Here is a 20,787-nt window from a genome sequence, read left to right as displayed (position 1 = left end):
ACTCGTGTCTCACATTAAGTCCGCAGAACGGGCGGAGGCCGGACCGTCGCGGCCCGGCGCTCCGCCCGGTGTCAGCGTTCGGCCAGCGCCCAGGCCAGCTGTACGGCCACGTCCTGCTTGACCTCGGCCAGCTGCTCGGCCACCCGGACCGGCGCCGTGCCGCCCCGCCCGTCACGGGAGGCGAGCGCGCCCTTGACGTTGAGAACGGTGCGGACCTCGGGCGTCAGATGGGGTGAGATCTTGGCGAACTGTTCGTCCGTCAGCCCGTCCAGCTCGATGCCGTCCGCCTCGCAGACCTTGACGCACTCCCCCGCGACCTCGTGCGCGACCCGGAACGGGACGCCCTGCTTGACCAGCCACTCGGCGATGTCGGTGGCGAGGGAGAAGCCGGCCGGCGCCAGTTCCTCCATCCGCGCGGTGTTGACCGTGAGGGTGGCCATCATGCCGGTGAAGGCGGGCAGCAGGACCTCAAGGGTGTCGCAGGAGTCGAAGACCGGCTCCTTGTCCTCCTGCAGATCACGGTTGTACGCGAGCGGCAGGGCCTTCAGCGTCGCCAGCAGACCCGTCAGATTGCCGATGAGCCGGCCGGACTTGCCGCGCGCCAGCTCGGCGATGTCCGGGTTCTTCTTCTGCGGCATGATCGACGAGCCGGTGGAGAAGGCGTCGTGGAGGGTGACGAAGGAGAACTCCTTCGTGTTCCAGATGATGATCTCCTCGGCGATCCTCGACAGGTCGATCCCGATCATCGCGGTGATGAACGCGAACTCCGCGACGAAGTCGCGCGAGGCCGTGCCGTCGATGGAGTTGGCCACCGAGCCGCGCTCGAAGCCGAGTTCGGCGGCGACCGCCACCGGGTCCAGACCGAGCGAGGAGCCCGCGAGCGCGCCGGAGCCGTACGGGGAGACGGCCGTCCGGTCGTCCCACTGCCGCAGCCGCTCGGCGTCCCGGCTCAGCGCCTGCACATGCGCCAGGACGTGGTGGGCGAAGAGCACCGGCTGGGCGTGCTGCAGATGCGTACGCCCCGGCATGGCGACGTCCGCGTGCGTCTCGGCGAGACCGACCAGCGCCTCCTGCAGCTCGGCGATCAGGCCGCCGATGATCCGCGCGTGGTCGCGCAGGTACATCCGGAAAAGGGTGGCGATCTGGTCGTTGCGGGACCGGCCGGCGCGCAGCTTGCCGCCCAGGTCCGGACCGATCCGCTCCAGCAGGCCGCGCTCCAGCGCGGTGTGCACGTCCTCGTCGGCGATGGTGCCGGTGATGGTGCCCGCCTCGACATCGGCCGCGAGCTGGTCGAGCCCGGCCAGCATCCGCCCCAGTTCGTCATCGGTGAGCAGCCCGGCCTTGTGCAGGGCGCGGGCGTGGGCGCGGGAGCCGGCGATGTCGTAGGGAGCCAGCCGCCAGTCGAAGTGGACCGACGCCGAAAGCTTGGCCAGGGCCTCCGCCGGGCCGTCCGCGAACCGGCCGCCCCAGAGCCTGACATCGCCGTTGCTGCTCACCGCTGCTCCTCGAAGGTGTCGCGTGGATCGTCGCCTGGTGACGACCGCACTGACTGGCATAAGTATGCATTGCTCTGCATGGTTCGTCAAAAGACCTTCCGGCGGGTTCCGCCGCCCCGGAAACGCCGAAGGGCCCCCGCGAACGGGGGCCCTTCCGGGTGGCTTCGGCGAAACGGGCCAGGTCGTACGGCGCCGTTCAGTTCTGCCGGTGGTCGCCCGCCGCGAGCCGGAGCAGGTGGTCGGCCAGCGCCTGGCCGCCCGCCGCGTCGCGGCTGATCAGCATGAGGGTGTCGTCACCCGCGATGGTGCCCAGGATGTCGTGCACCTCGGCCTGGTCGATCGCGGAGGCCAGGAACTGGGCCGCGCCCGGCGGGGTGCGCAGCACGACCAGGTTGGCGGACGCCTCCGCCGAGATGAGCAGCTCGCCGGCCAGCCGGGCCATCCGCTCCTCCTTGACCGACTCCCCCAGCGGCGCCTGCGGGGTGCGGAAGCCGCCCTCGGACGGCACCGCGTAGATCAGCTCGCCGCCGGAGTTGCGGATCTTGACCGCGCCCAGCTCGTCCAGGTCCCGCGAGAGCGTCGCCTGCGTGACGCTCAGCCCGTCGTCGGAGAGCATCTTCGCCAGCTGGCTCTGCGACCGCACCGGCTGCCGGTTGAGGATGTCCACGATCCGCCGGTGGCGTGCGGTGCGGGTCTGCGGTACGGCCTGGCCGTGCTGCGCCTCGGTCATCGTCGCCCTTCTCCGGATCGTTGGTCCCCGTGTACCGCGTCGAGGACGGCGGGCAGAGCCTGGAGGAACACCTCCACCTCGTCGTCACCGAGGATCAGCGGAGGAGCGAGCCGTACCGTGTCGGGTACGGCGGCGTTCACCAGGAGTCCGGCGTCCTGAGCCGCCTGCTGCACCTGCGGTGCGAGCGGCTCCGTGAGAACGATACCCAGCAGGAGCCCCGCACCGCGCACATGATCGACCAGCGGGTGCCCGAGCGCCTCGATCCCGTGCCGCAGCCGGTCGCCCTGCCGCTTCACGTTGTCGAGGATCCCGTCGGCCGCGATGGTGTCCAGTACGGCGAGCGCGGCGGCGCAGGAGACCGGGTTCCCGCCGAAGGTGGTGCCGTGCTGACCCGGCGTCAGCAGGTCGGCCGCCGCGCCGAAGGCGATCGTCGCCCCGATCGGCAGACCGCCGCCGAGACCCTTGGCGAGGGTGACGACATCGGGCTCGACGCCGTGCGCCTGGTGCTCGAACCAGTGGCCGGTCCGGCCGATGCCGGTCTGCACCTCGTCCAGGACCAGCAGGGTGCCGGTGGCGGTGGTGATCTCCCGGGCCGCCCGCAGATAGCCGGCGGGCGGCACGACGACGCCGTTCTCGCCCTGGATGGGCTCGATGACCACCAGTGCGGTGCCGGTGGTGACGGCGGCGCGCAGTGCGTCCGCGTCGCCGAACGGCACATGGGTCACCTCACCGGGCAGCGGGTGGAAGGCCTCCTGCTTCTTCGGCTGGCCGGTGAGCGCGAGGGCGCCCATCGTCCGGCCGTGGAAGGCGCCGGAGGTGGCGACCATGTGCGTACGGCCGGTCAGCCGGCCGATCTTGAAGGCGGCTTCCACCGCCTCCGCGCCGGAGTTGGAGAAGAAGACCCGGCCCGGCCGGCCGAAGAGTTCCAGCAGCCGTTCCGCGACGGCCACCGGGGGCTCGGCGATGAAGAGGTTCGACACATGGCCGAGCGTGCCGATCTGCTCGGAGACCGCCCGGACCACGGCCGGATGGCCGGTGCCGAGGGAGTTGACCGCGATACCGCCGACGAAGTCGAGATAGACCTTGCCGTCGGCGTCCCAGAACTTCGCTCCCTCGCCGCGGACCAGCGGGACGCGCGGCGTCCCGTAGTTGTCCATCAGCGAGCCCTGCCACCGCCGCGTCAGTTCCGCGTTGCTCATGACCCGTCCCCCTGCGCGTCCGGCACGATCATCGTGCCGATGCCGTCGTCCGTGAACACCTCGAGGAGCATCGAGTGCGGCACCCGGCCGTCGATGATCCGTGCGCTGCCGACGCCGTTGCGCACCGCGTGCAGACAGCCCTCCATCTTGGGCACCATGCCGCTGGCCAGCGAGGGCAGCAGTTTCTCCAGCTCGCTCGCGGTGAGCTGGCTGATCACGTCCTCGCTGGACGGCCAGTCGGCGTACAGCCCCTCGACGTCGGTGAGGACCACGAGCACCTCGGCGTCCAGCGCCGAGGCGAGCGCGGCGGCGGCGGTGTCCGCGTTGATGTTGTAGACATGGCCGTCCTCGCCGCGGGCGATGGACGAGACGACGGGGATCCGGCCGTCGTCCAGCAGCGCCTGGATGGCGCCCGGGTCGACATGGGTGATCTCACCGACGAAGCCGATGTCCACCTGCTCCCCGTCGACGACCGCGTGCCGTTTGACGGCGGTCATGGTGTGCGCGTCCTCGCCGGTCATCCCGACGGCGAACGGCCCGTGCTCGTTGAGCAGTCCGACCAGCTGCCGCTGGACCTGACCGGCGAGCACCATCCGGACGACGTCCATCGTCTCGGGGGTGGTCACCCGCAGTCCCGCGGTGAAGGACGACGCGATGCCGAGCCGGTCGAGCTGCGCGCTGATCTGCGGGCCGCCGCCGTGCACGACGACGGGCCTGAGGCCGGCGTGCCGCAGGAAGACGACGTCCTGGGCGAAGGCCGCCTTCAGCTCCTCGTCGACCATGGCGTTGCCGCCGAACTTGATGACGACGGTCTTGCCGTTGAAGCGGGTGAGCCACGGCAGTGCCTCGATGAGGATGCGGGCCTTGGGCAGCGCGGTGTGGTTGCGCGCGGTGGGGTTGGTCATGAGCTGTACGCGCTGTTCTCGTGCACGTAGTCCGCCGTCAGGTCGTTGGTCCAGATGGTGGCGGCGGCACCGCCCGCGTTCAGGTCGGCGGTGATGACGACCTCGCGGTACCGCATGTCGACCAGGTCGCGGTCCTCGCCGACCGAGCCGTCCTTACAGACCCAGACGCCGTTGATGGCCACGTTGAGCCGGTCCGGCTCGAAGGCGGCGGCGGTCGTGCCGATCGCGGACAGCACCCGGCCCCAGTTGGGGTCCTCGCCGTGGATGGCGCACTTGAGGAGGTTGTTGCGGGCGATGGAGCGGCCCACCTCGACGGCGTCGTCCTCGGTCGCGGCGTTGATCACCTCGACCTTGATGTCCTTGGACGCGCCCTCGGCGTCACCGATCAGCTGACGGGCCAGGTCGGCGCACACCCGCTCGACGGCGGCGGCGAAGTCGTCGTAGGCGGGGACGGTGCCGGAGGCGCCGGAGGCGAGCAGCAGCACGGTGTCGTTGGTCGACATGCAGCCGTCGGAGTCGGCCCGGTCGAAGGTGGTGCGGGTGGCGGCGCGCAGCGCGGTGTCGAGGGTGCCGGCGTCCAGGTCGGCGTCGGTGGTGAGCACGACCAGCATGGTGGCCAGTCCCGGTGCGAGCATGCCCGCGCCCTTGGCCATCCCGCCGACGGTCCAGCCGTCCTTCTCGACGACGGCCGTCTTGTGCACCGAGTCGGTGGTCTTGATCGCGATGGCGGCCTTCTCGCCGCCGTGCGCGGAGAGTTCGGCCGCGGCCTTCCCGATCCCCGGCAGCAGCTTGTCCATCGGGAGGCGCAGCCCGATCAGACCGGTCGACGCGACCGCGATCTCGCCCGCGTTCTGGCCGAGGACCTCCGCGACCCTCTCGGCGGTCGCGTGCGTGTCCTGGAAGCCGAGCGGCCCCGTGCAGGCGTTCGCGCCACCGGAGTTGAGGACGACGGCGGACACCAGTCCGCCCTTGACGACCTGCTCGGACCAGACGACGGGCGCGGCCTTCACACGGTTGGAGGTGAAGACACCCGCGGCGGCCAGGCGCGGCCCGTTGTTGACCACGAGGGCCAGGTCGGGGTTGCCGCTGTCCTTGATCCCGGCGGCGATGCCCGCGGCCGTGAATCCCTGTGCTGCCGTGACGCTCACGGTGCCACTCCTGTCGTGGAAAGTCCCATGTCCTCGGGAAGTCCGAGGGCCACGTTCATGCTCTGCACCGCGCCGCCCGCGGTGCCCTTCGTCAGATTGTCGAGCGCGCTGATGGCGATGATGCGGCCGGCCGCCGCGTCGTACGCGACCTGCAGCTGCACGGCGTTGGAACCGAGTACGGCCCCGGTCGACGGCCACTGCCCCTCGGGCAGCAGGTACACGAACGGCTCGTCCGCGAAGGCCTTCTCGTACACGGCGCGGACCGCGTCGGCGGTGACCCCCGCCTTCGCCCGCACACTGCAGGTGGCGAGGATGCCGCGCGGCATCGGTACGAGGGTCGGGGTGAACGAGACGCCGACCGGCTCCCCGGCCACGGCCGACAGGTTCTGGATCATCTCGGGGGTGTGCCGGTGCCCGCCCCCGACGCCGTACGGGGTGACGGATCCCATGACCTCGCTGCCGAGCAGATGCGGCTTCAGGGCCTTGCCCGCGCCGGACGTGCCGGAAGCGGAGACGATCACGGCCTCGGGCTCGGCGAGCCCGGCCGCGTACGCCGGGAAGAGCGCCAGCGAGACGCTGGTCGGGAAGCAGCCGGGCACCGCGATGCGCTTCGAGCCCCGCAGCGCGACCCGCGCCCCGGGCAGCTCGGGCAGCCCGTACGGCCAGGTCCCGGCGTGCGGGGAGCCGTAGAACTTCTCCCAGTCCGCGGCATCGCGCAGCCGGAAGTCGGCGCCGCAGTCGACGATCAGCACACCGTCGCCGAGCTGCTCGGCCACCGCCGCGGACTGTCCGTGCGGCAGCGCGAGAAAGACCACGTCATGCCCGGCCAGCACCTCGGCCGACGTCGGCTCGAGTACGCGTCCGGCCAGCGGCAGCAGATGCGGCTGCAGTGCGCCCAGTCGCTGTCCCGCGTTGGAGTTGCCGGTGAGCGCACCGATCTCGATCTCCGGGTGCCCCAGGAGCAGCCGCAGGATCTCACCCCCCGCGTAACCACTCGCCCCTGCCACCGCTGCCCGCAAAGCCATCGAACCCTCCTCGTCAATGGCATGACTATACGTTCCACCGAAGCTTTATGCAAAGATCCGGACTCCAGGCCCCACGCAGCGCCCGGCGATAGCCTGGCCGTGTGGACGAGCTCGACGGAGTGGAGATCATCGCCTTCGCGGACGGCGGGGCGTTCGAGGGCTGGCTGGCCCGGCACTTCGGGCGCCATGAGGGCGTGTGGATCAAGATGGCCAAGAAGAACTCCGGCATCCCGAGCGTCACCTCGGACGAGCTGGTCGACATCGGGCTCTGCTACGGCTGGATCTCCGGGCAGCGGCGCTCCCTCGACGAGCGGCACTATCTGCAGAAGTACGTGCCGCGCCGGCCGAGGAGTCTGTGGTCGCGGGTGAACGTGGAGAAGGTCGAGATGCTGACCGCGGCGGGGCGAATGCGGGAACCCGGGCTGGTCGAGGTGCTCGCGGCGCGGGAGGACGGCCGGTGGGCCGCGGCCTACGCGTCGCAGCGGACGGCGGCCGTACCGCCCGACCTCGCGGCGGCGCTCGACGCGAACCCGGCGGCGGGGAAGGCGTTCGAGGCGCTCGACAGGACCGGGCGCTATCTGACGATCCTGCCGCTCCTCCAGGCACTCACACCGGAGACCAGGCAGGCCCGGCTCGACAAGGCCCTGCGCCTGCTGGTGAACGGCGAAGCCCCCGGAGGGTCGCCCCGCCCGGCCGGCTACCGACGGACGGACTGAGCGGCCGCTTCGCACAGCCGGATGTCCGCGCCCGCACCATCGCGCGTGCGCGCCGGGCGGCGGGTCATGCCGACGCCGACGAGGACCACGGCCATGCCCGCGACGGTTCTGAGGCCGACGTGCTCGTGGAGCACGATCGCGCCCAGCGCCACCGAGACCACCGGCAGCAGGTATCCGACGGTGGCGGCGTTGGTGGCGCCCTCGTCCGCGATGAGCCGGTAGGTGAGGTGGAAGGTGATGCCGGTGGCGAAGATCCCCAGGACGACGACGGCCGACAGGGCCGCGGGACTCGGGTGTACGGGCACCAGGCCGCCGATCGGCAGGGCCAGCGCGCTGAGTCCCGTCGCCGCGATGAGCTGGGACGCGGAGAGCGCGATGGTGGCGGTGCCCTTCCCGACGAGATGGCGTCCCATGTAGGCGAACGCGACGGCGTAGCTCGCCGCCGCCCCGAGGATGGCGGCGGAACCCCAGCTGACGAGTCCGGCCTGGCCCCACGGGGCGAAGATCAGCAGGGTGCCCGCGAATCCGAGGAGGAGGCCGCCCAGCCGGGCGGGGTGGAGCCGGCGTTCCGTGCCGAGGGTGAGGCCGATCAGCAGGGACCACAGCGGGGTGGTGGCGTTCAGGACCCCGGCCACGCCGGAGTCGACCGTCTGCTCCCCGACGCTGAACAACGCGAACGGCAGGGCGTTGCAGAAGAAGGCGGCCACGACGACATGACCCCAGGTCGCGCGGTCGCGGGGCAGCCGGCGGCGCGCCGAGAAGCACAGGACCAGCAGCACCAGGGAGCCCAGCGCGCAGCGGGTGAAGGTCACTTGAGCGGGCGACAGGCCGTCCAGGGCCAGCTTGATCCACAGGAACGTCGATCCCCACAGCAGGGCGAGGACAGCCATCCGCACCAGCGCCATCGGGCCGGATCCACCACTGCCGTCGTTGCTCACGTGCTGTCTCCCTGTTCGGCTTTCCGTCTCCGGTGATCACCGTGCCCCGAGTCGATACGACAGGACAAGAGAAAAGAGTTGCATGCACCATTAAGCTCTCCTACATGCTCGATGTGAGACGGATGCAGGTACTGCGGGCGGTCGTCACCAGTGGTTCGGTGACCGCGGCGGCGGCGAATCTGGGGTACACCCCCTCCGCCGTCAGTCAGCAGGTGGCGGCGCTGGAGAAGCAGGCGGGAACGGCGCTGCTCGAACGCTTCGGCCGGGGCGTCCGGCCGACGGCGGCCGGACTGCTGCTCACCGAGCACGCGGCCGTGATCAGCAGGAACGTCGCCGAGGCGGAGACGGCGCTGGCCGACCTCCGGGCCGGCCGCACCGGGCAGCTGTCCGTCCGCTACTTCGCCACGGCGGGCGCGACGCTGGTCGCGCCCGCGCTGGCGCGGCTGCGCGACGAACATCCGGGTGTACGGATCGACCTCAAGCTCATCGACCCCGAGGATCCTCTTCCCGAGGTGCAGCAGGGCCGGGCCGATCTGGCGATCGTGGTCCACCCGCGCGACCGGCCCAGCGCGGGCATCCGCCTCGTGCACCTGCTCGACGACCCGTACCGCGCCGTACTGCCCAAGGGGCACCGGCTCGCGGCGAAGAAGGTGCTGGATCTGACCGACCTGGCCGACGAGCCCTGGGTCGGCAACGAATGGCCCGCGGGCCCCTGCCTCGAAACCGTCGTCGACGCCTGCGCCGCGGCCGGCTTCAGCCCGGACTTCGTGGTCGAGAGCGAGGACTACGCCACGGCGCAGGGATTCATCGCGGCCGGCCTCGGAGTCGGTCTGATGCCGACGCTCGGACTGGGCAACCGCCATCATCCCGGCATCGTCGTGCGCAAGGTCCGCGGACCGGAGCCGGTCCGGGCGATCTACGCCGCGGTACGCGAGACCTCGCCTGCGCAGCCCGCCCTGCTGGGCCTGATCGACGCCCTCCGGGACGCGGCGGCCCGCTGAGCGGCCGCGTCAGGCCGTGATCAGCGTTTCACCGCTCGCAGGATGACGAACTTCGGGTCGCTCGCGACGACCTCGCAGGCGCCGAAGAGCTTGCGCAGCTTCACGTGGTACCCGAGATGCCGGTTGCCGATCACCCACAACTCGCCCCCGGCGCGCAGCGCTTCGCGCGATCCGGTGAACATGTTCCAGGCCGTGGTGTCGGTCGTCGCCTGGTGGCTGTGGAACGGCGGGTTGTTCAGCACCAGGTCCACCGAGCCGGCGGGGACGGACGAGAGGCCGTCGTCGACCAGGAACGCGGCCTTGGCGTCCGGTCCGGTGTTGGCCCGGAAAGTCGCCTCGGCCGAGGCCACCGCGGAGAAGGACTCGTCGATGAACGTCACGTCGGCGGCGGGGTTGGCCAGCGCCGCGGCCGTTCCGACCACGCCGTTGCCGCAGCCCAGGTCGACGACGCGCTCGGGGCCGTGGCGCTGCGGGAGGTTCCGCAGGAAGAACCGGGTGCCGATGTCGAGGCGTTCGGCGCAGAAGATGCCCGCGTGGTTGGTGACGGCCAGACCGGAGGCCGCGCCGACGTCGGCGGGCAGTTCGTACGTACGCGGCCACGGGCTGTCGGTGCGGACCAGCGCGGGGTCCGGCGTGCTGAAGATCAGCCGGGCCTTCTTGGCGGCCAGCGACGTCCTGGTCGGGCCGATGAGCTCTTCGAACAGGGTGAGCGTCGAGGTGTGGATCTCGGTGACCATGCCCGTGCCGACGACGACGGTGCCCGCGTGCAGCCGCGGTGCGAGCCGGTGCAGCTGGTCCTCCAGGAGCGCGAGGCTCTTGGGCACCCGGACCAGCAGGACGTCGATGCGGTCCGGGACGGGGTCCATGGCCGAAAGCAGCCGTACCGCGCCGGGCTCGGCCCCGCTGCGCGCCAGGTTCGCCCGGGTCGCCTGCTGGGCGAGGAAGGAGTCGGTGATCTGCACAGGGCGGTGCGCGGCGAGCGCGGTGACCAGCCCGCCCCACCGGTCGCCCACCACGACGACGGTGCCGGAGAGGTCGACGGGCCGCGGCTCGCCGCCGTCCGGGGCGATGCCGTCCAGGTGCCGCAGCAGGTACTCGTCGGCGGCGTCCCAGGCACGGAGCCTGTCGCGGGGGTCCTCGGGGAAGCGGGTGAGGTCGTACGCACCCGATGACGTCGTCAAACGGTTCATTGTGCCCTCAGGCTAGCCGAGTCCCCCGGACGTCCGGGCCACGCCGCCGGGCGGGCACCGGGCAGCGGGACGGGCGGCGGAGCGGGGCGGACCGGGCGGCGGACCGCTACGGCTCCGGGACGCTGTCAGTGGTGAAGGTCCACGACAGCAGGGCGGTGGCCTCGTCGGTGTCCGCCCCGGTGGAGCGGTAGGTGGCCAGGGCGGCGGGGTTGTCGCGGTCGGTGAGCACCCACATCCCGTAGCAGCCGCGCTCGCGGGCGAGCGCGGCCAGGCCGGTGACCAGGGCGCGGCCGAGGCCGTGCCGCCGGTGCCCCTCGGCCACCCCGAGCTCGTAGAGGAACATCTCGGTCCCCTTGTCCGGGTGGGTCATCTCCACTCCGGTGACGAACCCGGCCGGCTCCACTCCCCGGTAGGCCACCAGCAGATGATGGCCCGGCTCGGCGAGGAACCGGGCCGCCCACTCCGGACGGGCCGGCCCGTCGAAGAGGGTCTCCGCGTCGATCACGTCCGCCGCCCGCGTCACCCGCCGGATGTCCAGCACCTTCGCCTCCCGGAGTACGGAACCACGTTTCCCCGCACGGTCCTGCCCGACGCGTACCCGCGCCCGTTCACCGTACCCAGCGGTTCCGGCCGTAGCCCGTGTACCGCTCGACGGGCCGTCACCGGCTGAGGGGTTGAGGACCACCCCCGGACATGGAGCGGGGCCCGAGAGCGTGTCCAGCTCCCGGGCCCCTGTTGATGCCGCCCATATGCACACGCCGGCGCGATGGGGTGCGGGTCAGTTTCACGTCGTCTTGTTCTGCCATTGAACTACCGCCGCAGGAAGGAGAGCGGCGGACCGGATTCGAACCGGCACCTGACGACCAAGCCCGCACCCGGGGGATCCGGCGATCGGCGGCGAATGCTGAGTCTGGAGCAAGAGTCTGAGATTGATCGCGGTCTGCCTCTGCCAGTTGGGCTACCCCGGCCGGTAGTGCCGGGAGAGGGACTCGAACCCCCACTGGAACCACGTCGTCACGACAAGCTTCAGGCTGAGCTTTGCGCTCCTCGCGCACCCTCCGCACACAGGCGGAGGGGGTCTGTTGTGGTGTGGTCGCCTACGGTCCGAAAAGGTACCCCAGTACGGCATCGCCGACCCGCTGGTCGGTGACTTCCGCGCTGTTGGCCTCCTCGCGGGCGAACTTGACCGCGTTCTGCAGCTTCTCCACCCGCTCGAGCAGCTCGTTGACCCGCCGGGCCGGAAGGGCGCCGGAGAACTTGACGGTCGTCCAGTAACCGACCGGCACGTCCTCGTAGTACACGTCGACCTGGGCGGGGTGCTTCTCCGTCGCCTCGGCCTTGACGTGGTTGCGCGGCACCTTCTTCGTACGGATGGTGCGTACGGGCTCGGTCTTCCACGCGTCGCTCGACGGGTCGAGGTTCCACGACTCCGAGGCGTCGAGCACCGGCAGCTTGCGGATGAAGGTGTGCAGGTCCACCAGCTGCTTCTCCAGGAACAGCAGGTACGACACCGGCACTTCCCGCACCAGCGGGCGGCCGTCGACCGTCACGTCGGCGCGGGCCTCGCAGTTCGCCCAGTCCTTGGTGGCGGTGACGTCGAAGAGCCGGGTGAGGGTGACCGTGGTCGTCCGCAGCACGTCCTCGGCCTTGATCTGGACCCGGGTCGACTCGGGGGGCAGCTGTTCGCCCTCCTCGTCCTTCGGCTGGTAGGTCCGGGAGAGCCCGGAGAGCAGAACGGGCTTCTGCAGGTCGTGATGGGAAGCGGTCAGTTCCTGATGGGACTTGGACTTGACGCCCTTCTCGACCGCGATGATCTGATTGAGTTTCGCCACACCCTGACGCTAACAGGCGCGCACCCCTTGATCGAACGAATATCCGCCGGAGGACCCGTGGCAACCGCCGTGCACAGGAACGGGGTTGGCGGACCACGGGTCCCGCTGCCTCAGTGCGGAGGGTGCGCGCAGCCTCCGTAGTGGTCGGCCACGACGCGGCTCATCGCTCCGAGCGGGTCGGCCACCACCTGGGTCGACGAGAAGAAGACGTTGCCGCGCACCTGCGGGAAGTCGCGGTCGAAGGTGAGGTGGCGGGAGAGCTCGGCGGGATCCTGCCAGGCCGCGGGCTGTCCTGCGACGCCCACCTTGTACAGCGCCTCGCCCACGTACAGGTCGACGTCCGTGCCGGAGACCACGTCCGCCCACCAGGGGACGAGCCGGGCGTAGTCGGCGGCCGGGAACCCGATGTTCCAGTACACCTGCGGAACGATGTAGTCGATCCACCCCTTCTTCACCCACCCGCGGGTGTCGGCGTGCAGATCGTCGTAGGTCTGGACGCCCGCCGTGGTGTCCGAGCCGAGCGGGTCGGTCGCCCGGTTGCGCCACACCCCGAAGGGGCTGATCCCGAAGCGGGTCCGCGGCCGGATCCGCTGGATGCGGACGGCGGTCTCCCGCACCAGCCGGTCGGTGTTGTCGCGCCGCCAGGCGGCCCGGTCCGGGAACCCGGAACCGAAGGCGGCGTACGCGGCATCGTCGTCGAAGACCTGCCCCGCCACCGGGTACGGATAGAAGTAGTCGTCCCAGTGCACCGCGTCGACCGGATAGCGCCGCACGGCGTCGAGCATCGCGTCCTGGACGAACCGCCGCACCTCCGGCAGCCCCGGGTTGTAGTACAGCTTCCCGCCGTACGGGACGACCCACTCGGGGTGCAGCCGGGCCGGGTGGGTCGGTGTGAGCAGGTTCGGGTCGGTGTTGTTGGCGATGCGGTACGGGTTGAACCAGGCGTGCAGCTCCAGACCGCGCCGGTGCGCCTCGCGCACGGCCGTGCCGAGCGGGTCCCAGCCGGGGTCCTGGCCCTGGGTCCCGCTGAGGTACTGCGACCACGGCTCGTACGGCGACGCCCACAGCGCGTCCGCGGTGGGCCGGACCTGGAGGATCACCGCGTTGAGCCGGCGCTCGACGGCGGTGTCCAGCACATCGAGCAGTTCCCGCCGCTGCTCCGCCGCCGGCAGACCGGGCGCGGAGGGCCAGTCGGTGTTGGCGACGGTCGCGATCCACATGCCGCGGAACTGGCGGGCGGGATGCTCCCGTTCCGCGTTCCGGACCCTGGCGGCCGCCGCCGCGGGTGTCCCGGTGGCGGCTGCCGCGGCCACCGCGCCGACGGTGCCGATGGCGCCCACGGCGAAGGTCCTGCGAGTGATGTGCCCCATCCGTGCCCCCTGATCGTCGGGTGCTGTCCCGCTGATGATGGTGCGGCCGGGGGGCTGGAGCAATCCTCCGCACGGGCGGAGTAACGTCGGAGCGGGCGGGCCCGCTACCGCGTGGTGCGCCCGCTTATTCCTGTACCACAGCGAAAGGCTTACGAGTGAGCGACATCCAGCGCGTCGGAGTGGTGGGGGCCGGGCAGATGGGCTCCGGTATCGCGGAGGTCTGCGCCCGCGCCGGACTGGACGTCCGGGTCGCGGAGACCACCGGCGAGGCCCTGGAGCTCGGCCGTACCCGTCTGACGAACTCCCTCGGGAAGGCCGCGGAACGCGGCAAGATCACCGAGGAGGAGCGGGACGCGACACTCGCCCGTCTGAGCTTCACCACCGACCTCGGCGAATTCGCCGACCGTGACCTCGTGATCGAGGCCGTGGTCGAGAACGAGCAGGTCAAGACCGAGATCTTCCAGGTCCTCGACCAGGTGGTGACCCGGCCGGACGCGATCCTGGCCTCCAACACCTCGTCCATCCCCCTGGTGAAGCTCGCGGTGGCCACCTCGCGTCCCGAGTACGTGCTCGGGATCCACTTCTTCAACCCGGCCCCGGTGCAGAAGCTCGTCGAGCTGATCCCGGCCCTCACCACCGCCGACGACACCCTCAAGCGCACCGAGAGCCTCGTCACCGACATCCTCGGCAAGCACGCGATCCGCGCCCAGGACCGCTCCGGATTCGTGGTGAACGCGCTGCTGGTCCCGTATCTCCTGTCGGCGATCCGGATGTTCGAGTCCGGAATCGCCAATCGCGAGGACATCGACAACGGAATGGAAATGGGCTGCGCGCACCCGATGGGCCCGCTCAAGCTCTCCGACCTCATCGGTCTGGACACCATCGCCGCCATCGCGGATTCGATGTATCACGAATTCAAGGAGCCGCTGTACGCCGCTCCCCCGCTGCTCCAGCGCATGGTCGACGCGGGCCGGCTGGGCCGTAAGACCGGCTCCGGTTTCTACCAGTACTGACCGCACCGATGAACGGGCGAAAGAGCCGGCCCGCCATTCCGATGGCGGGCCGCTTCGTCATCCGTGAGCGTCATCCGTGGGCGTTATCCGTTATCCGTGGGCGTTCTCGTAGGCGCTGACGACTTCCTCGGTCGGGCCGTCCATGAGGAGCTCGCCCTTCTCCAGCCACAGCACCCGGTCACAGGTGTCACGGATCGACTTGTTGTTGTGGCTGACCAGGAAGACGGTGCCCGCCTCTTTGCGCAGCTCGCGAATACGGGCTTCCGAGCGGCGCTGGAAAGAACGGTCGCCGGTGGCCAGCGCCTCGTCGATCATCAGCACGTCATGGTTCTTGGCCGCCGCGATCGAGAACCGCAGCCGGGCCGCCATGCCCGAGGAATACGTCCGCATCGGCAACGAGATGAAATCGTCCTTCTCGTTGATTCCCGAGAACTCCACGATTCCCTGGTACCGCTCGCGGATCTCCTCCTGCGACATCCCCATCGCCAGACCGCCGAGCACGACGTTCCGCTCGCCGGACAGGTCGTTCATCAGCGCCGCGTTGACCCCCAGCAGCGAAGGCTGGCCGTCGGTGTAGACCCGGCCGCTCTCCGGCGGCAGCAGACCCGCGATCGCCCGCAGCATCGTCGACTTGCCCGAACCGTTCGACCCGATCAGTCCGATGGCCTCGCCCCGGTACGCGGTGAAACTCACCCCGCGCACCGCGTGCACCAGCCGGACGTTCGGCGACGACTTACGGGACACCAGGCGGCCGAGGGCGGCCGTCGCACTGCCCTTGCTGTTCCCGGCGCCGTGCACCCGGTAGACGATGTGCACATCGTCCACGATCACGGTCGGGATACGGGACGCGGCGGGGGCCGCGATACCGGCGGCCCGGTGGTCGGTGTGAGTGGCGCTCTTCTCGATCTCCGCTGTCTCAGCCACGGCCGTACTTCTCCTCAGCCTTCCAGAAATACACGTACCCGCCGACACCCACCACGACCGCCCAGCCCACCGCCACCGCCCACACGTGCGGCGGCATGTCCTCGGCGGTCACGCTGTCGATCAGTGCGAAGCGCATCAGGTCGATGTACACCGCGATGGGATTCACATCGAGCAGGATCTTCACGAAATACGGTGCCGTCTTCGTGAAATGGCTGATGCTGTACATCACGCCGGAGGTGTACATCCACGTCCGCAGGATGAACGGCATCAGCTGCGCCAGGTCCGTCATCTTGCTGCCCAGCCGGGCGACGATCAGTGCCAGACCGGCGTTGAACACCGACTGGATGAACAGCGCCGGAATCGCCAGCAGCCACGACCAGGTCGGCACCTCGCCGGTCATCAGCACGATCGAGAACAGCACCAGCATCGACATCAGCAGCTGCTGCAGCTGCATCAGCGTGAACGCGATCGGCATCGACGCCCGGGGGAAGTGCAGCGCCCGGATCAGCCCCAGGTTCCCCGCCACCGCCCGCACGCCGCTCATGATCGACGACTGGGTGAAGGTGAAGATGAAGATGCCCGTCACCAGGAACGCGATGAAGTTGTCCACACCGCGGTCGGTACCCAGCAACAGCCCGAAGATCAGGTAGTACACCGCCGCGTTCAGCAACGGCGTCATCACCTGCCACAGCTGACCCAGCCGGGCATCGGTGTACTGCGCCTGCGTCCGCGCCTTCGCGAACTCGTTGATGAAGTGCCGCCGGCCCCACAACTGCCGGGTGTACTCGGCCAGGGCCGGCCGGGCACCACTGACCGACAGCCCGTACTTCGCCGCCAGATCAGCGGCCGACATCCCGCCGTCCGGGCTGGCCAGGTCCTGCGCCGCCGCGGGGGCGTCCGTGTGCAAGGTCATGTGACGCGCTTTCGTTCGAGGCGAAAACGGGGAGTGAACACGACACGACGGAACGGATCCGTCTCGTCGTGTGGTCCGACGGTAGAGCATCCATTGAATGGAACGCAACCGTTCCGTCGCCACGTCAGGCTAGGCTCGGCGGCATGCCAACGGAGCCCCGAACCCCTCGTCGCGCCCCCGCGGGAGCCGCCGTGCTCCGGGAGGACGTGACGGACGCCATCCGCAGCGCCGTCTTCGACGAGCTGGCGGCGGTCGGCTACGGCCGGATGTCCATCGAGGGGATCGCCCGCCGGGCCGGCGTCGGCAAGGCCGCGGTCTACCGGCGCTGGCGTTCGAAGCTGCCGCTGGTCCTCGACACGGTGTCCGCCGTGGCGGTCCAGGGCATGCCCGCGCCGGACACCGGCTCGCTCCTCGGTGACGTCCGGTTACTGCTGGAGGTCACCGCGCGCGCCCTGCGGCATCCGGTCGCGTCGCAGATCATCCCGGACCTGCTCGCCGAGGCGGCGCGCAATCCGGAGATCGCCGCGGCACTGCAGACGGCGCTGCGCGACACCCAGCGCGGTATCTCGGCGGCCGTCGTGCGCAAGGCGGTCGAGCGCGGCGAACTGGCGGCGGGAACCGACGCGGACCTGTCCCTGGACCTGATCGCGGGTCCGCTCTACTGGCGGCTCGCCGTGATCCGCTCCCCGCTGCCCAAGGGGTACCTCGACAGCCTCGCGGCGGCCACCGTGACCGCCCTGAAGGCGGCCGGGGCGGCGCGCTGACCGCGCCGCTCCGGCCCGCCTCCGGCCACCCGGTCAGTGCTCGGGCGACCGGATGGAGACGATCTCGCCCTTCCAGAGCTGGAACCAGTGCCCTGCCGCGAGGAGCTCCTCAGAGGCGCTGTTGAGGGCCGCGACTCCGTCACGGGTGTGGTGCCGGTCGGAGAGATAGACCTCGACCCGGCCGCGGCGTTCGCGGACGACCGCGCCGACATCGGGTTGGAGAGGGGCCAGGAGATAGACGATCCGGATCACGGTGTTCCCCATCGATGGCACGCGCGGCCGGCCGAATCCAGGCACCGGATGCGCGTCACGGGGCAACGTACCGCCCGGTCCGCACCCCGACAACAGCTGTACCGGCCAACAACCGCGAGGGAATCCGGCCCCGCGAGCGGGCCTCCGCGACCGCCTCGTACCGCGCCTTCCGGCGGCTAACGCTCCTCTGCCCGCGCCCGCTCCCACGCCTCGACCGTGGCGCGCAGCCGTCGGCGCTCCGCGGGCGGCATGGCCTCCGCGTAGGTGACGATGACGCGCATGTCGTCGTCGTAGCCCTGTACCTCGTCCGAGACCCAGCCGAGGAACTGCTCGGCGGCGGCCCGCTGGACGAGGGCGGCCGGCCGGCGCAGCGCGGCGGCGATGGCGCGCAGCTGGACGGGGCCGGGCGCGGTGGCCACCTGGCCGCGGGCGAGCTTGTGCAGATACGGCTTGGAGACGGTGGCGCCGGTCACCGGGTCGATGGCCCGGTCGGCGAGGTCCTGGTACGAGTCCCCGGCCGTCTGCGCCTCCTGGACCAACCGGGACAGCTGATCGTGGCGTTCACCGACCACCATGCCCACCGTCCCAATTCGTAGACGAAACGTCTCTCAAGTGCTTCACTATTTTTACATGAGACCGGACCATCCCCATAGAGCACTCTCCCCCGTGATCCTCAGCCTCCCTCTCAGCACGCTCACCATCGTCGTCGGCGGACGCCGTGCGCTGGTGCCCGCGGTCGCCGTCGCCGCCCTCTCCCTCCTGCTGCTGATCGGCGCCGCCGCACCCGCCGTGTGGTCCCGCAGGCCCGCACGGCGGGCGGCCGCACTCCACGTCCTGAACAGCCTGCTCGGCCGCGAGCATCACCCCAGGCGCAGATGATGCAGCATCAGCAGCGCGGCGGCCATGTTCGACGCGGGGACCTCACCCCGCGCGACCATGTCCGGCACGGTCTTGAGCGGCACCCACTCCCGCCGGTCCGACTCGAAGTCGTCCTCCGGATGACCGACGTACTCCGCCTCCTCCGACCAGTAGACGAAGTGGCGTGCGTCGGTCAGGCCGTTGGAGGGTTCGACGGTCAGCAGGTGCTGCAGCCGCCCCGGTCGCCAGCCGGTCTCCTCCAGCATCTCCCTGGCCGCCGCCGTCTCGATGTCCTCGCCGTCCTCGACGACCCCGGCCGCGAGCTCCCAGCCCCAGCTGTCGGTGATGAACCGGTGCCGCCACAGCAGCAGCACCTCGTTCGCCTCGTTGACGGCGGTGGCCAGCGCGACCGGCCGCAGCCTGATCAGGTAGTGGTTGAGATGACGCCCGTCGGGGAGTTCGACATCGGCGAGATTGACGCGCATCCAGCGGTTTCTGTACACGGTTCGCTCACTAAGGTTCTTCCATTGCACGATTCCGCCACCTTCCTTTCGGATGGTGACAACATCGCAGCTCGCGTGAGCGTCACAACGGAACGCGGAGCAGCTCGTCGATGAGCCCGGCGGCCTGGACCGCCAGCACGCTGTCGCAGGCGGCCAGCTGGCCGCGGACCGCCGCGAACCGGTCGCGCAGACGCTGCGATTCCATACCCCGCCCCTGCTCCACCATCCGGACCGCCAGCGTCGCGGCGTGGTCGGCCTCGCCCCGGCGCAGCTCCACATGGGTCAGCACGGCCAGCCGGTGCACCCGTCCACGGGCGTGCGAGGGGGAACTCACCGCCTGGACGGCGTGTTCGAGGGCGGGCCGCAGCTCACCGAGGCTCAGGAACGCCTCCGCCAACTGCACGTCCACCAGACCCGGTTGGACATAGGCGGTCTCCGCGGGCTCGTCCTCGGTCCTGATCCGCTGCTCCGCGGTCTCCGCGAGCCGGCCGCAGCGGTGGGCGCTGGGCCGGTCGCCGAGCCGCCCGTACGCCTTGGCCTGCATCGCGTACAGATCCGCGGCCAGCGCGGGGGTGACGTTGTGGCCCGCCGTGCGCAGTGCCGCCTCGGCGAACGCCACCGCCTGCCGGTAGTCGCGCAGATGGAGCGACTGGTAGACGAGCATGCCCACCACACAGGCGCCCAGCCCCCGGTCCCCGGACGCCTTGGCCAGCCGCAGCGACTGGTGGAAGTAGCGCTGCGCGAGCCCGTGCGCGTCCGTGTCGTAGGCGCAGATCCCGGCGATCCCGACGAGCGCCCCGACCGCGCGGTGCAGCTGCCGGCCGAGCGGATCGGAGTAGCGGCCGCGCAGCAGCGGCGCGGCCTGGGAGTTGAGGAAGCCGACGACGCGGTCCCGGGTCGCCACGCCGCCCGCTCCCCGGTACAGCTCCTCGTAGTGCGCGCGGGCGGCGTGCAGCATGGCCACGTCCGCGCCGGTCACCCGCTGCACCCCGGTCCGCGACACGTCCATGTCCTCCGGCGGGTTCTCCCACTCCCACAGCGGCATGACCGCCTTGGGCCCGGTCAGTACGGGCGCGGTGCGCACATGGGGACGCTGCTGTTCGTCGGCGCGCCATAACGCGGTGGCGCGTTCCACGAAACCGGTCAGCGGGGTACCCGCCGTCTGGGCCACCGCTCCCCGGTCCATCCCGATGTCGCCGAGGGTCAGCGGGCGTTGCACCAGGCCGCCGAGCACCTCGCGGATCAGGTCGGGCACCTCGCCGCGGGGCCGCTGGCCCTTGATCCAGCGGGTCACCGCGGTGCGGTCGTAGCGGAGCGGCATTCCCCGGGCCCGGCCGAGTGCGTTGATCCGGGCGGCCAGCCCCGCATGGGAGGCACCCGCCTCGTCGAGGACGGCGTCGAACAGCGTGTTGGGTTCCATCCGGTCCCCCTGGTTTCGCCCACTGCGCGCAGCGTAGTACCACCCCGTTCACACGGGGTGTGAGCGGAGCACCCGCATATGCCGTTCGCACACGCTCCCCCGGGAGTTGGCGGCGGGATTGACTGTGCCCCGGGTCGCCGACTCCCCCTCGTGCATTGGCGGCGGCCCACCCCGCACCGCCCGCCCTGCGTTGCCAGGCACACCGCGGCAGGACGGGTGGTGCGGTCCACGACGATCTCTGGGAGGCCGACCGTGACCGGTACATGCTTCCGCTGCGCGGCGAGCGGCGCCGGGACGACACGGGTCGGCACGCTGCGCCCGCGTGAGGGCGGCGACCATCCCGTCTGGGCCTGTGCCGAGTGCCTGCCCGCCGCGCCGGACCCCGACTACTGCTTCTTCGTGCCGTCGACTTCCTGCACGGCGGCGTCACCGGCGTTCCGCTTGACGGAGTCCACTCCGTTCATCGCGCCGGACTTGGACTCGTACGCCTCGCCCACCGCGATGATCTCGCCATTGCCCGCCTTGAGGCGGAACCTCCACTTGTCGGCCTTGTCCTGGTAGACCTCGAACTTACCGGCCACTGCGACCAC

23 protein-coding genes are annotated in these 20,787 nt (G+C 70.7%); 5 read left to right on the top strand and 18 right to left on the bottom strand.

The genetic code is table 11. The annotated features are described in order from the left end of the window. Window positions 1-71 precede the first annotated feature (71 nt). The 6 genes from argH to argC all read right to left on the bottom strand — a co-directional run bounded on the left by argH (window position 72) and on the right by argC (window position 6,503). Window positions 72-1,496 carry an argininosuccinate lyase gene (gene argH, locus LNW73_RS27265; protein WP_250991708.1) on the bottom strand — a complete coding sequence of 475 codons (1,425 nt, stop codon included), beginning with the start codon at window positions 1,494-1,496 and terminating at the stop codon, window positions 72-74. Between the two features lie 196 nt (window positions 1,497-1,692). Then, window positions 1,693-2,226 carry an arginine repressor gene (locus tag LNW73_RS27260; RefSeq protein WP_138352687.1) on the bottom strand — a complete coding sequence of 178 codons (534 nt, stop codon included), beginning with the start codon at window positions 2,224-2,226 and terminating at the stop codon, window positions 1,693-1,695. Beyond that, window positions 2,223-3,425: an acetylornithine transaminase gene (locus LNW73_RS27255; RefSeq protein WP_250991707.1), complete on the bottom strand. Its 1,203-nt coding sequence runs from the start codon at window positions 3,423-3,425 to the stop codon at window positions 2,223-2,225. Before LNW73_RS27255 ends, LNW73_RS27260 begins: the two co-directional genes overlap by 4 nt. After that, window positions 3,422-4,330: an acetylglutamate kinase gene (argB, locus tag LNW73_RS27250; protein ID WP_250991706.1), complete on the bottom strand. Its 909-nt coding sequence runs from the start codon at window positions 4,328-4,330 to the stop codon at window positions 3,422-3,424. The genes LNW73_RS27255 and argB overlap by 4 nt, the downstream gene beginning before the upstream one ends. Then, a complete protein-coding gene (gene argJ, locus LNW73_RS27245) occupies window positions 4,327-5,478 on the bottom strand; it encodes a bifunctional glutamate N-acetyltransferase/amino-acid acetyltransferase ArgJ (RefSeq protein ID WP_250991705.1) in 1,152 nt (383 codons plus the stop codon). Before argJ ends, argB begins: the two co-directional genes overlap by 4 nt. After that, the gene (gene argC / locus LNW73_RS27240; protein ID WP_250991704.1) at window positions 5,475-6,503 is read right to left on the bottom strand and encodes an N-acetyl-gamma-glutamyl-phosphate reductase; all 1,029 of its coding nucleotides are present in this window, start codon (window positions 6,501-6,503) and stop codon (window positions 5,475-5,477) included. The genes argJ and argC overlap by 4 nt, the downstream gene beginning before the upstream one ends. A 101-nt stretch (window positions 6,504-6,604) precedes the next feature. Here argC and LNW73_RS27235 point away from each other — a divergent pair, with 101 nt between their 5' ends. Continuing rightward, the gene (locus LNW73_RS27235; protein WP_250991703.1) at window positions 6,605-7,219 is read left to right on the top strand and encodes a YdeI/OmpD-associated family protein; all 615 of its coding nucleotides are present in this window, start codon (window positions 6,605-6,607) and stop codon (window positions 7,217-7,219) included. Here the strand turns inward: LNW73_RS27235 and LNW73_RS27230 are convergent. Next, window positions 7,201-8,109 (bottom strand): DMT family transporter, encoded by a 909-nt coding sequence (locus tag LNW73_RS27230; RefSeq protein ID WP_250993056.1) that lies wholly within the window; start codon window positions 8,107-8,109, stop codon window positions 7,201-7,203. The genes LNW73_RS27235 and LNW73_RS27230 overlap by 19 nt on opposite strands. 152 nt (window positions 8,110-8,261) lie before the next feature. Here LNW73_RS27230 and LNW73_RS27225 point away from each other — a divergent pair, with 152 nt between their 5' ends. After that, window positions 8,262-9,158, top strand: a complete 897-nt coding sequence (locus LNW73_RS27225; RefSeq protein WP_250991702.1) for a LysR family transcriptional regulator — start codon at window positions 8,262-8,264, stop codon at window positions 9,156-9,158. Window positions 9,159-9,178: 20 nt separating this feature from the next. On the opposite strand, the gene LNW73_RS27220 is transcribed toward LNW73_RS27225, so the two are convergent. The 4 genes from LNW73_RS27220 to LNW73_RS27205 all read right to left on the bottom strand — a co-directional run bounded on the left by LNW73_RS27220 (window position 9,179) and on the right by LNW73_RS27205 (window position 13,550). Then, a complete protein-coding gene (locus tag LNW73_RS27220; protein ID WP_250991701.1) occupies window positions 9,179-10,348 on the bottom strand; it encodes a methyltransferase in 1,170 nt (389 codons plus the stop codon). A 106-nt stretch (window positions 10,349-10,454) separates the two neighbouring features. Further along, window positions 10,455-10,886 (bottom strand): GNAT family N-acetyltransferase, encoded by a 432-nt coding sequence (locus tag LNW73_RS27215; RefSeq protein WP_250993055.1) that lies wholly within the window; start codon window positions 10,884-10,886, stop codon window positions 10,455-10,457. 559 nt (window positions 10,887-11,445) lie between these two features. Continuing rightward, window positions 11,446-12,180 (bottom strand): DUF7873 family protein, encoded by a 735-nt coding sequence (locus LNW73_RS27210; protein ID WP_250991700.1) that lies wholly within the window; start codon window positions 12,178-12,180, stop codon window positions 11,446-11,448. Between the two features lie 110 nt (window positions 12,181-12,290). Beyond that, entirely contained in the window at window positions 12,291-13,550 is a 1,260-nt protein-coding gene (locus LNW73_RS27205; RefSeq protein ID WP_250991699.1) for a glycoside hydrolase family 10 protein, read from the bottom strand. 155 nt (window positions 13,551-13,705) lie between these two features. On the opposite strand from LNW73_RS27205, the gene LNW73_RS27200 reads away from it, so the two are divergent. After that, window positions 13,706-14,563, top strand: coding sequence for a 3-hydroxybutyryl-CoA dehydrogenase (locus LNW73_RS27200; protein ID WP_250991698.1), 858 nt, complete (start codon window positions 13,706-13,708; stop codon window positions 14,561-14,563). Between the two features lie 90 nt (window positions 14,564-14,653). Here LNW73_RS27200 and LNW73_RS27195 read toward each other — a convergent pair whose 3' ends face one another. Continuing rightward, window positions 14,654-15,427, bottom strand: coding sequence for an ABC transporter ATP-binding protein (locus tag LNW73_RS27195; RefSeq protein WP_250993054.1), 774 nt, complete (start codon window positions 15,425-15,427; stop codon window positions 14,654-14,656). Between the two features lie 52 nt (window positions 15,428-15,479). Then, entirely contained in the window at window positions 15,480-16,400 is a 921-nt protein-coding gene (locus LNW73_RS27190; protein WP_250991697.1) for an ABC transporter permease, read from the bottom strand. 143 nt (window positions 16,401-16,543) lie between these two features. Here LNW73_RS27190 and LNW73_RS27185 point away from each other — a divergent pair, with 143 nt between their 5' ends. Then, window positions 16,544-17,164, top strand: coding sequence for a TetR/AcrR family transcriptional regulator (locus LNW73_RS27185; RefSeq protein ID WP_138354863.1), 621 nt, complete (start codon window positions 16,544-16,546; stop codon window positions 17,162-17,164). Window positions 17,165-17,197: 33 nt separating this feature from the next. On the opposite strand, the gene LNW73_RS27180 is transcribed toward LNW73_RS27185, so the two are convergent. Both LNW73_RS27180 and LNW73_RS27175 read right to left on the bottom strand, forming a co-directional pair. Next, entirely contained in the window at window positions 17,198-17,428 is a 231-nt protein-coding gene (locus tag LNW73_RS27180) for a hypothetical protein (protein WP_250975053.1), read from the bottom strand. Between the two features lie 164 nt (window positions 17,429-17,592). Further along, on the bottom strand, window positions 17,593-17,991 hold the full coding sequence (locus LNW73_RS27175) for a hypothetical protein (protein ID WP_250975054.1): 399 nt from the start codon (window positions 17,989-17,991) through the stop codon (window positions 17,593-17,595). 91 nt (window positions 17,992-18,082) lie between these two features. Here LNW73_RS27175 and LNW73_RS27170 point away from each other — a divergent pair, with 91 nt between their 5' ends. Beyond that, window positions 18,083-18,295, top strand: coding sequence for a hypothetical protein (locus LNW73_RS27170; RefSeq protein WP_138354860.1), 213 nt, complete (start codon window positions 18,083-18,085; stop codon window positions 18,293-18,295). Here LNW73_RS27170 and LNW73_RS27165 read toward each other — a convergent pair. The 3 genes from LNW73_RS27165 to LNW73_RS27155 form a co-directional block, all read right to left on the bottom strand. Then, on the bottom strand, window positions 18,277-18,759 hold the full coding sequence (locus LNW73_RS27165; protein WP_203674525.1) for an NUDIX hydrolase: 483 nt from the start codon (window positions 18,757-18,759) through the stop codon (window positions 18,277-18,279). The two genes, LNW73_RS27170 and LNW73_RS27165, sit on opposite strands and share 19 nt — an antisense overlap. A 100-nt stretch (window positions 18,760-18,859) precedes the next feature. After that, complete coding sequence (locus tag LNW73_RS27160) at window positions 18,860-20,197, bottom strand: transcriptional regulator (RefSeq protein ID WP_250975055.1); 1,338 nt, start codon at window positions 20,195-20,197, stop codon at window positions 18,860-18,862. Between the two features lie 386 nt (window positions 20,198-20,583). Beyond that, window positions 20,584-20,778 carry a YegP family protein gene (locus tag LNW73_RS27155; protein ID WP_250991696.1) on the bottom strand — a complete coding sequence of 65 codons (195 nt, stop codon included), beginning with the start codon at window positions 20,776-20,778 and terminating at the stop codon, window positions 20,584-20,586. Window positions 20,779-20,787: the final 9 nt, after the last annotated feature.

The organism is Streptomyces sp. RKAG337, assembly GCF_023701715.1.
Classification (GTDB): Bacteria; Actinomycetota; Actinomycetes; order Streptomycetales; family Streptomycetaceae; genus Actinacidiphila.
The sequence above is the reverse complement of the archived record's forward strand: the minus strand, read 5'-3'. Positions and strand labels throughout refer to the sequence as shown.

What these genes read in the sequence shown, in the direction of transcription:
- LNW73_RS27260 (WP_138352687.1), bottom strand. Translation starts at nt 2,226, where the DNA reads ATGACCGAGGCGCAGCACGGCCAGGCCGTACCGCAGACCCGCACCGCA.
- LNW73_RS27255 (WP_250991707.1), bottom strand. Translation starts at nt 3,425, where the DNA reads ATGAGCAACGCGGAACTGACGCGGCGGTGGCAGGGCTCGCTGATGGAC.
- argB (WP_250991706.1), bottom strand. Translation starts at nt 4,330, where the DNA reads ATGACCAACCCCACCGCGCGCAACCACACCGCGCTGCCCAAGGCCCGC.
- argC (WP_250991704.1), bottom strand. Translation starts at nt 6,503, where the DNA reads ATGGCTTTGCGGGCAGCGGTGGCAGGGGCGAGTGGTTACGCGGGGGGT.
- LNW73_RS27230 (WP_250993056.1), bottom strand. Translation starts at nt 8,109, where the DNA reads ATGGCTGTCCTCGCCCTGCTGTGGGGATCGACGTTCCTGTGGATCAAG.
- LNW73_RS27225 (WP_250991702.1), top strand. Translation starts at nt 8,262, where the DNA reads ATGCTCGATGTGAGACGGATGCAGGTACTGCGGGCGGTCGTCACCAGT.
- LNW73_RS27220 (WP_250991701.1), bottom strand. Translation starts at nt 10,348, where the DNA reads ATGAACCGTTTGACGACGTCATCGGGTGCGTACGACCTCACCCGCTTC.
- LNW73_RS27205 (WP_250991699.1), bottom strand. Translation starts at nt 13,550, where the DNA reads ATGGGGCACATCACTCGCAGGACCTTCGCCGTGGGCGCCATCGGCACC.
- LNW73_RS27190 (WP_250991697.1), bottom strand. Translation starts at nt 16,400, where the DNA reads ATGACCTTGCACACGGACGCCCCCGCGGCGGCGCAGGACCTGGCCAGC.
- LNW73_RS27185 (WP_138354863.1), top strand. Translation starts at nt 16,544, where the DNA reads ATGCCAACGGAGCCCCGAACCCCTCGTCGCGCCCCCGCGGGAGCCGCC.
- LNW73_RS27180 (WP_250975053.1), bottom strand. Translation starts at nt 17,428, where the DNA reads ATGGGGAACACCGTGATCCGGATCGTCTATCTCCTGGCCCCTCTCCAA.
- LNW73_RS27175 (WP_250975054.1), bottom strand. Translation starts at nt 17,991, where the DNA reads ATGGTGGTCGGTGAACGCCACGATCAGCTGTCCCGGTTGGTCCAGGAG.
- LNW73_RS27165 (WP_203674525.1), bottom strand. Translation starts at nt 18,759, where the DNA reads ATGCGCGTCAATCTCGCCGATGTCGAACTCCCCGACGGGCGTCATCTC.
- LNW73_RS27160 (WP_250975055.1), bottom strand. Translation starts at nt 20,197, where the DNA reads ATGGAACCCAACACGCTGTTCGACGCCGTCCTCGACGAGGCGGGTGCC.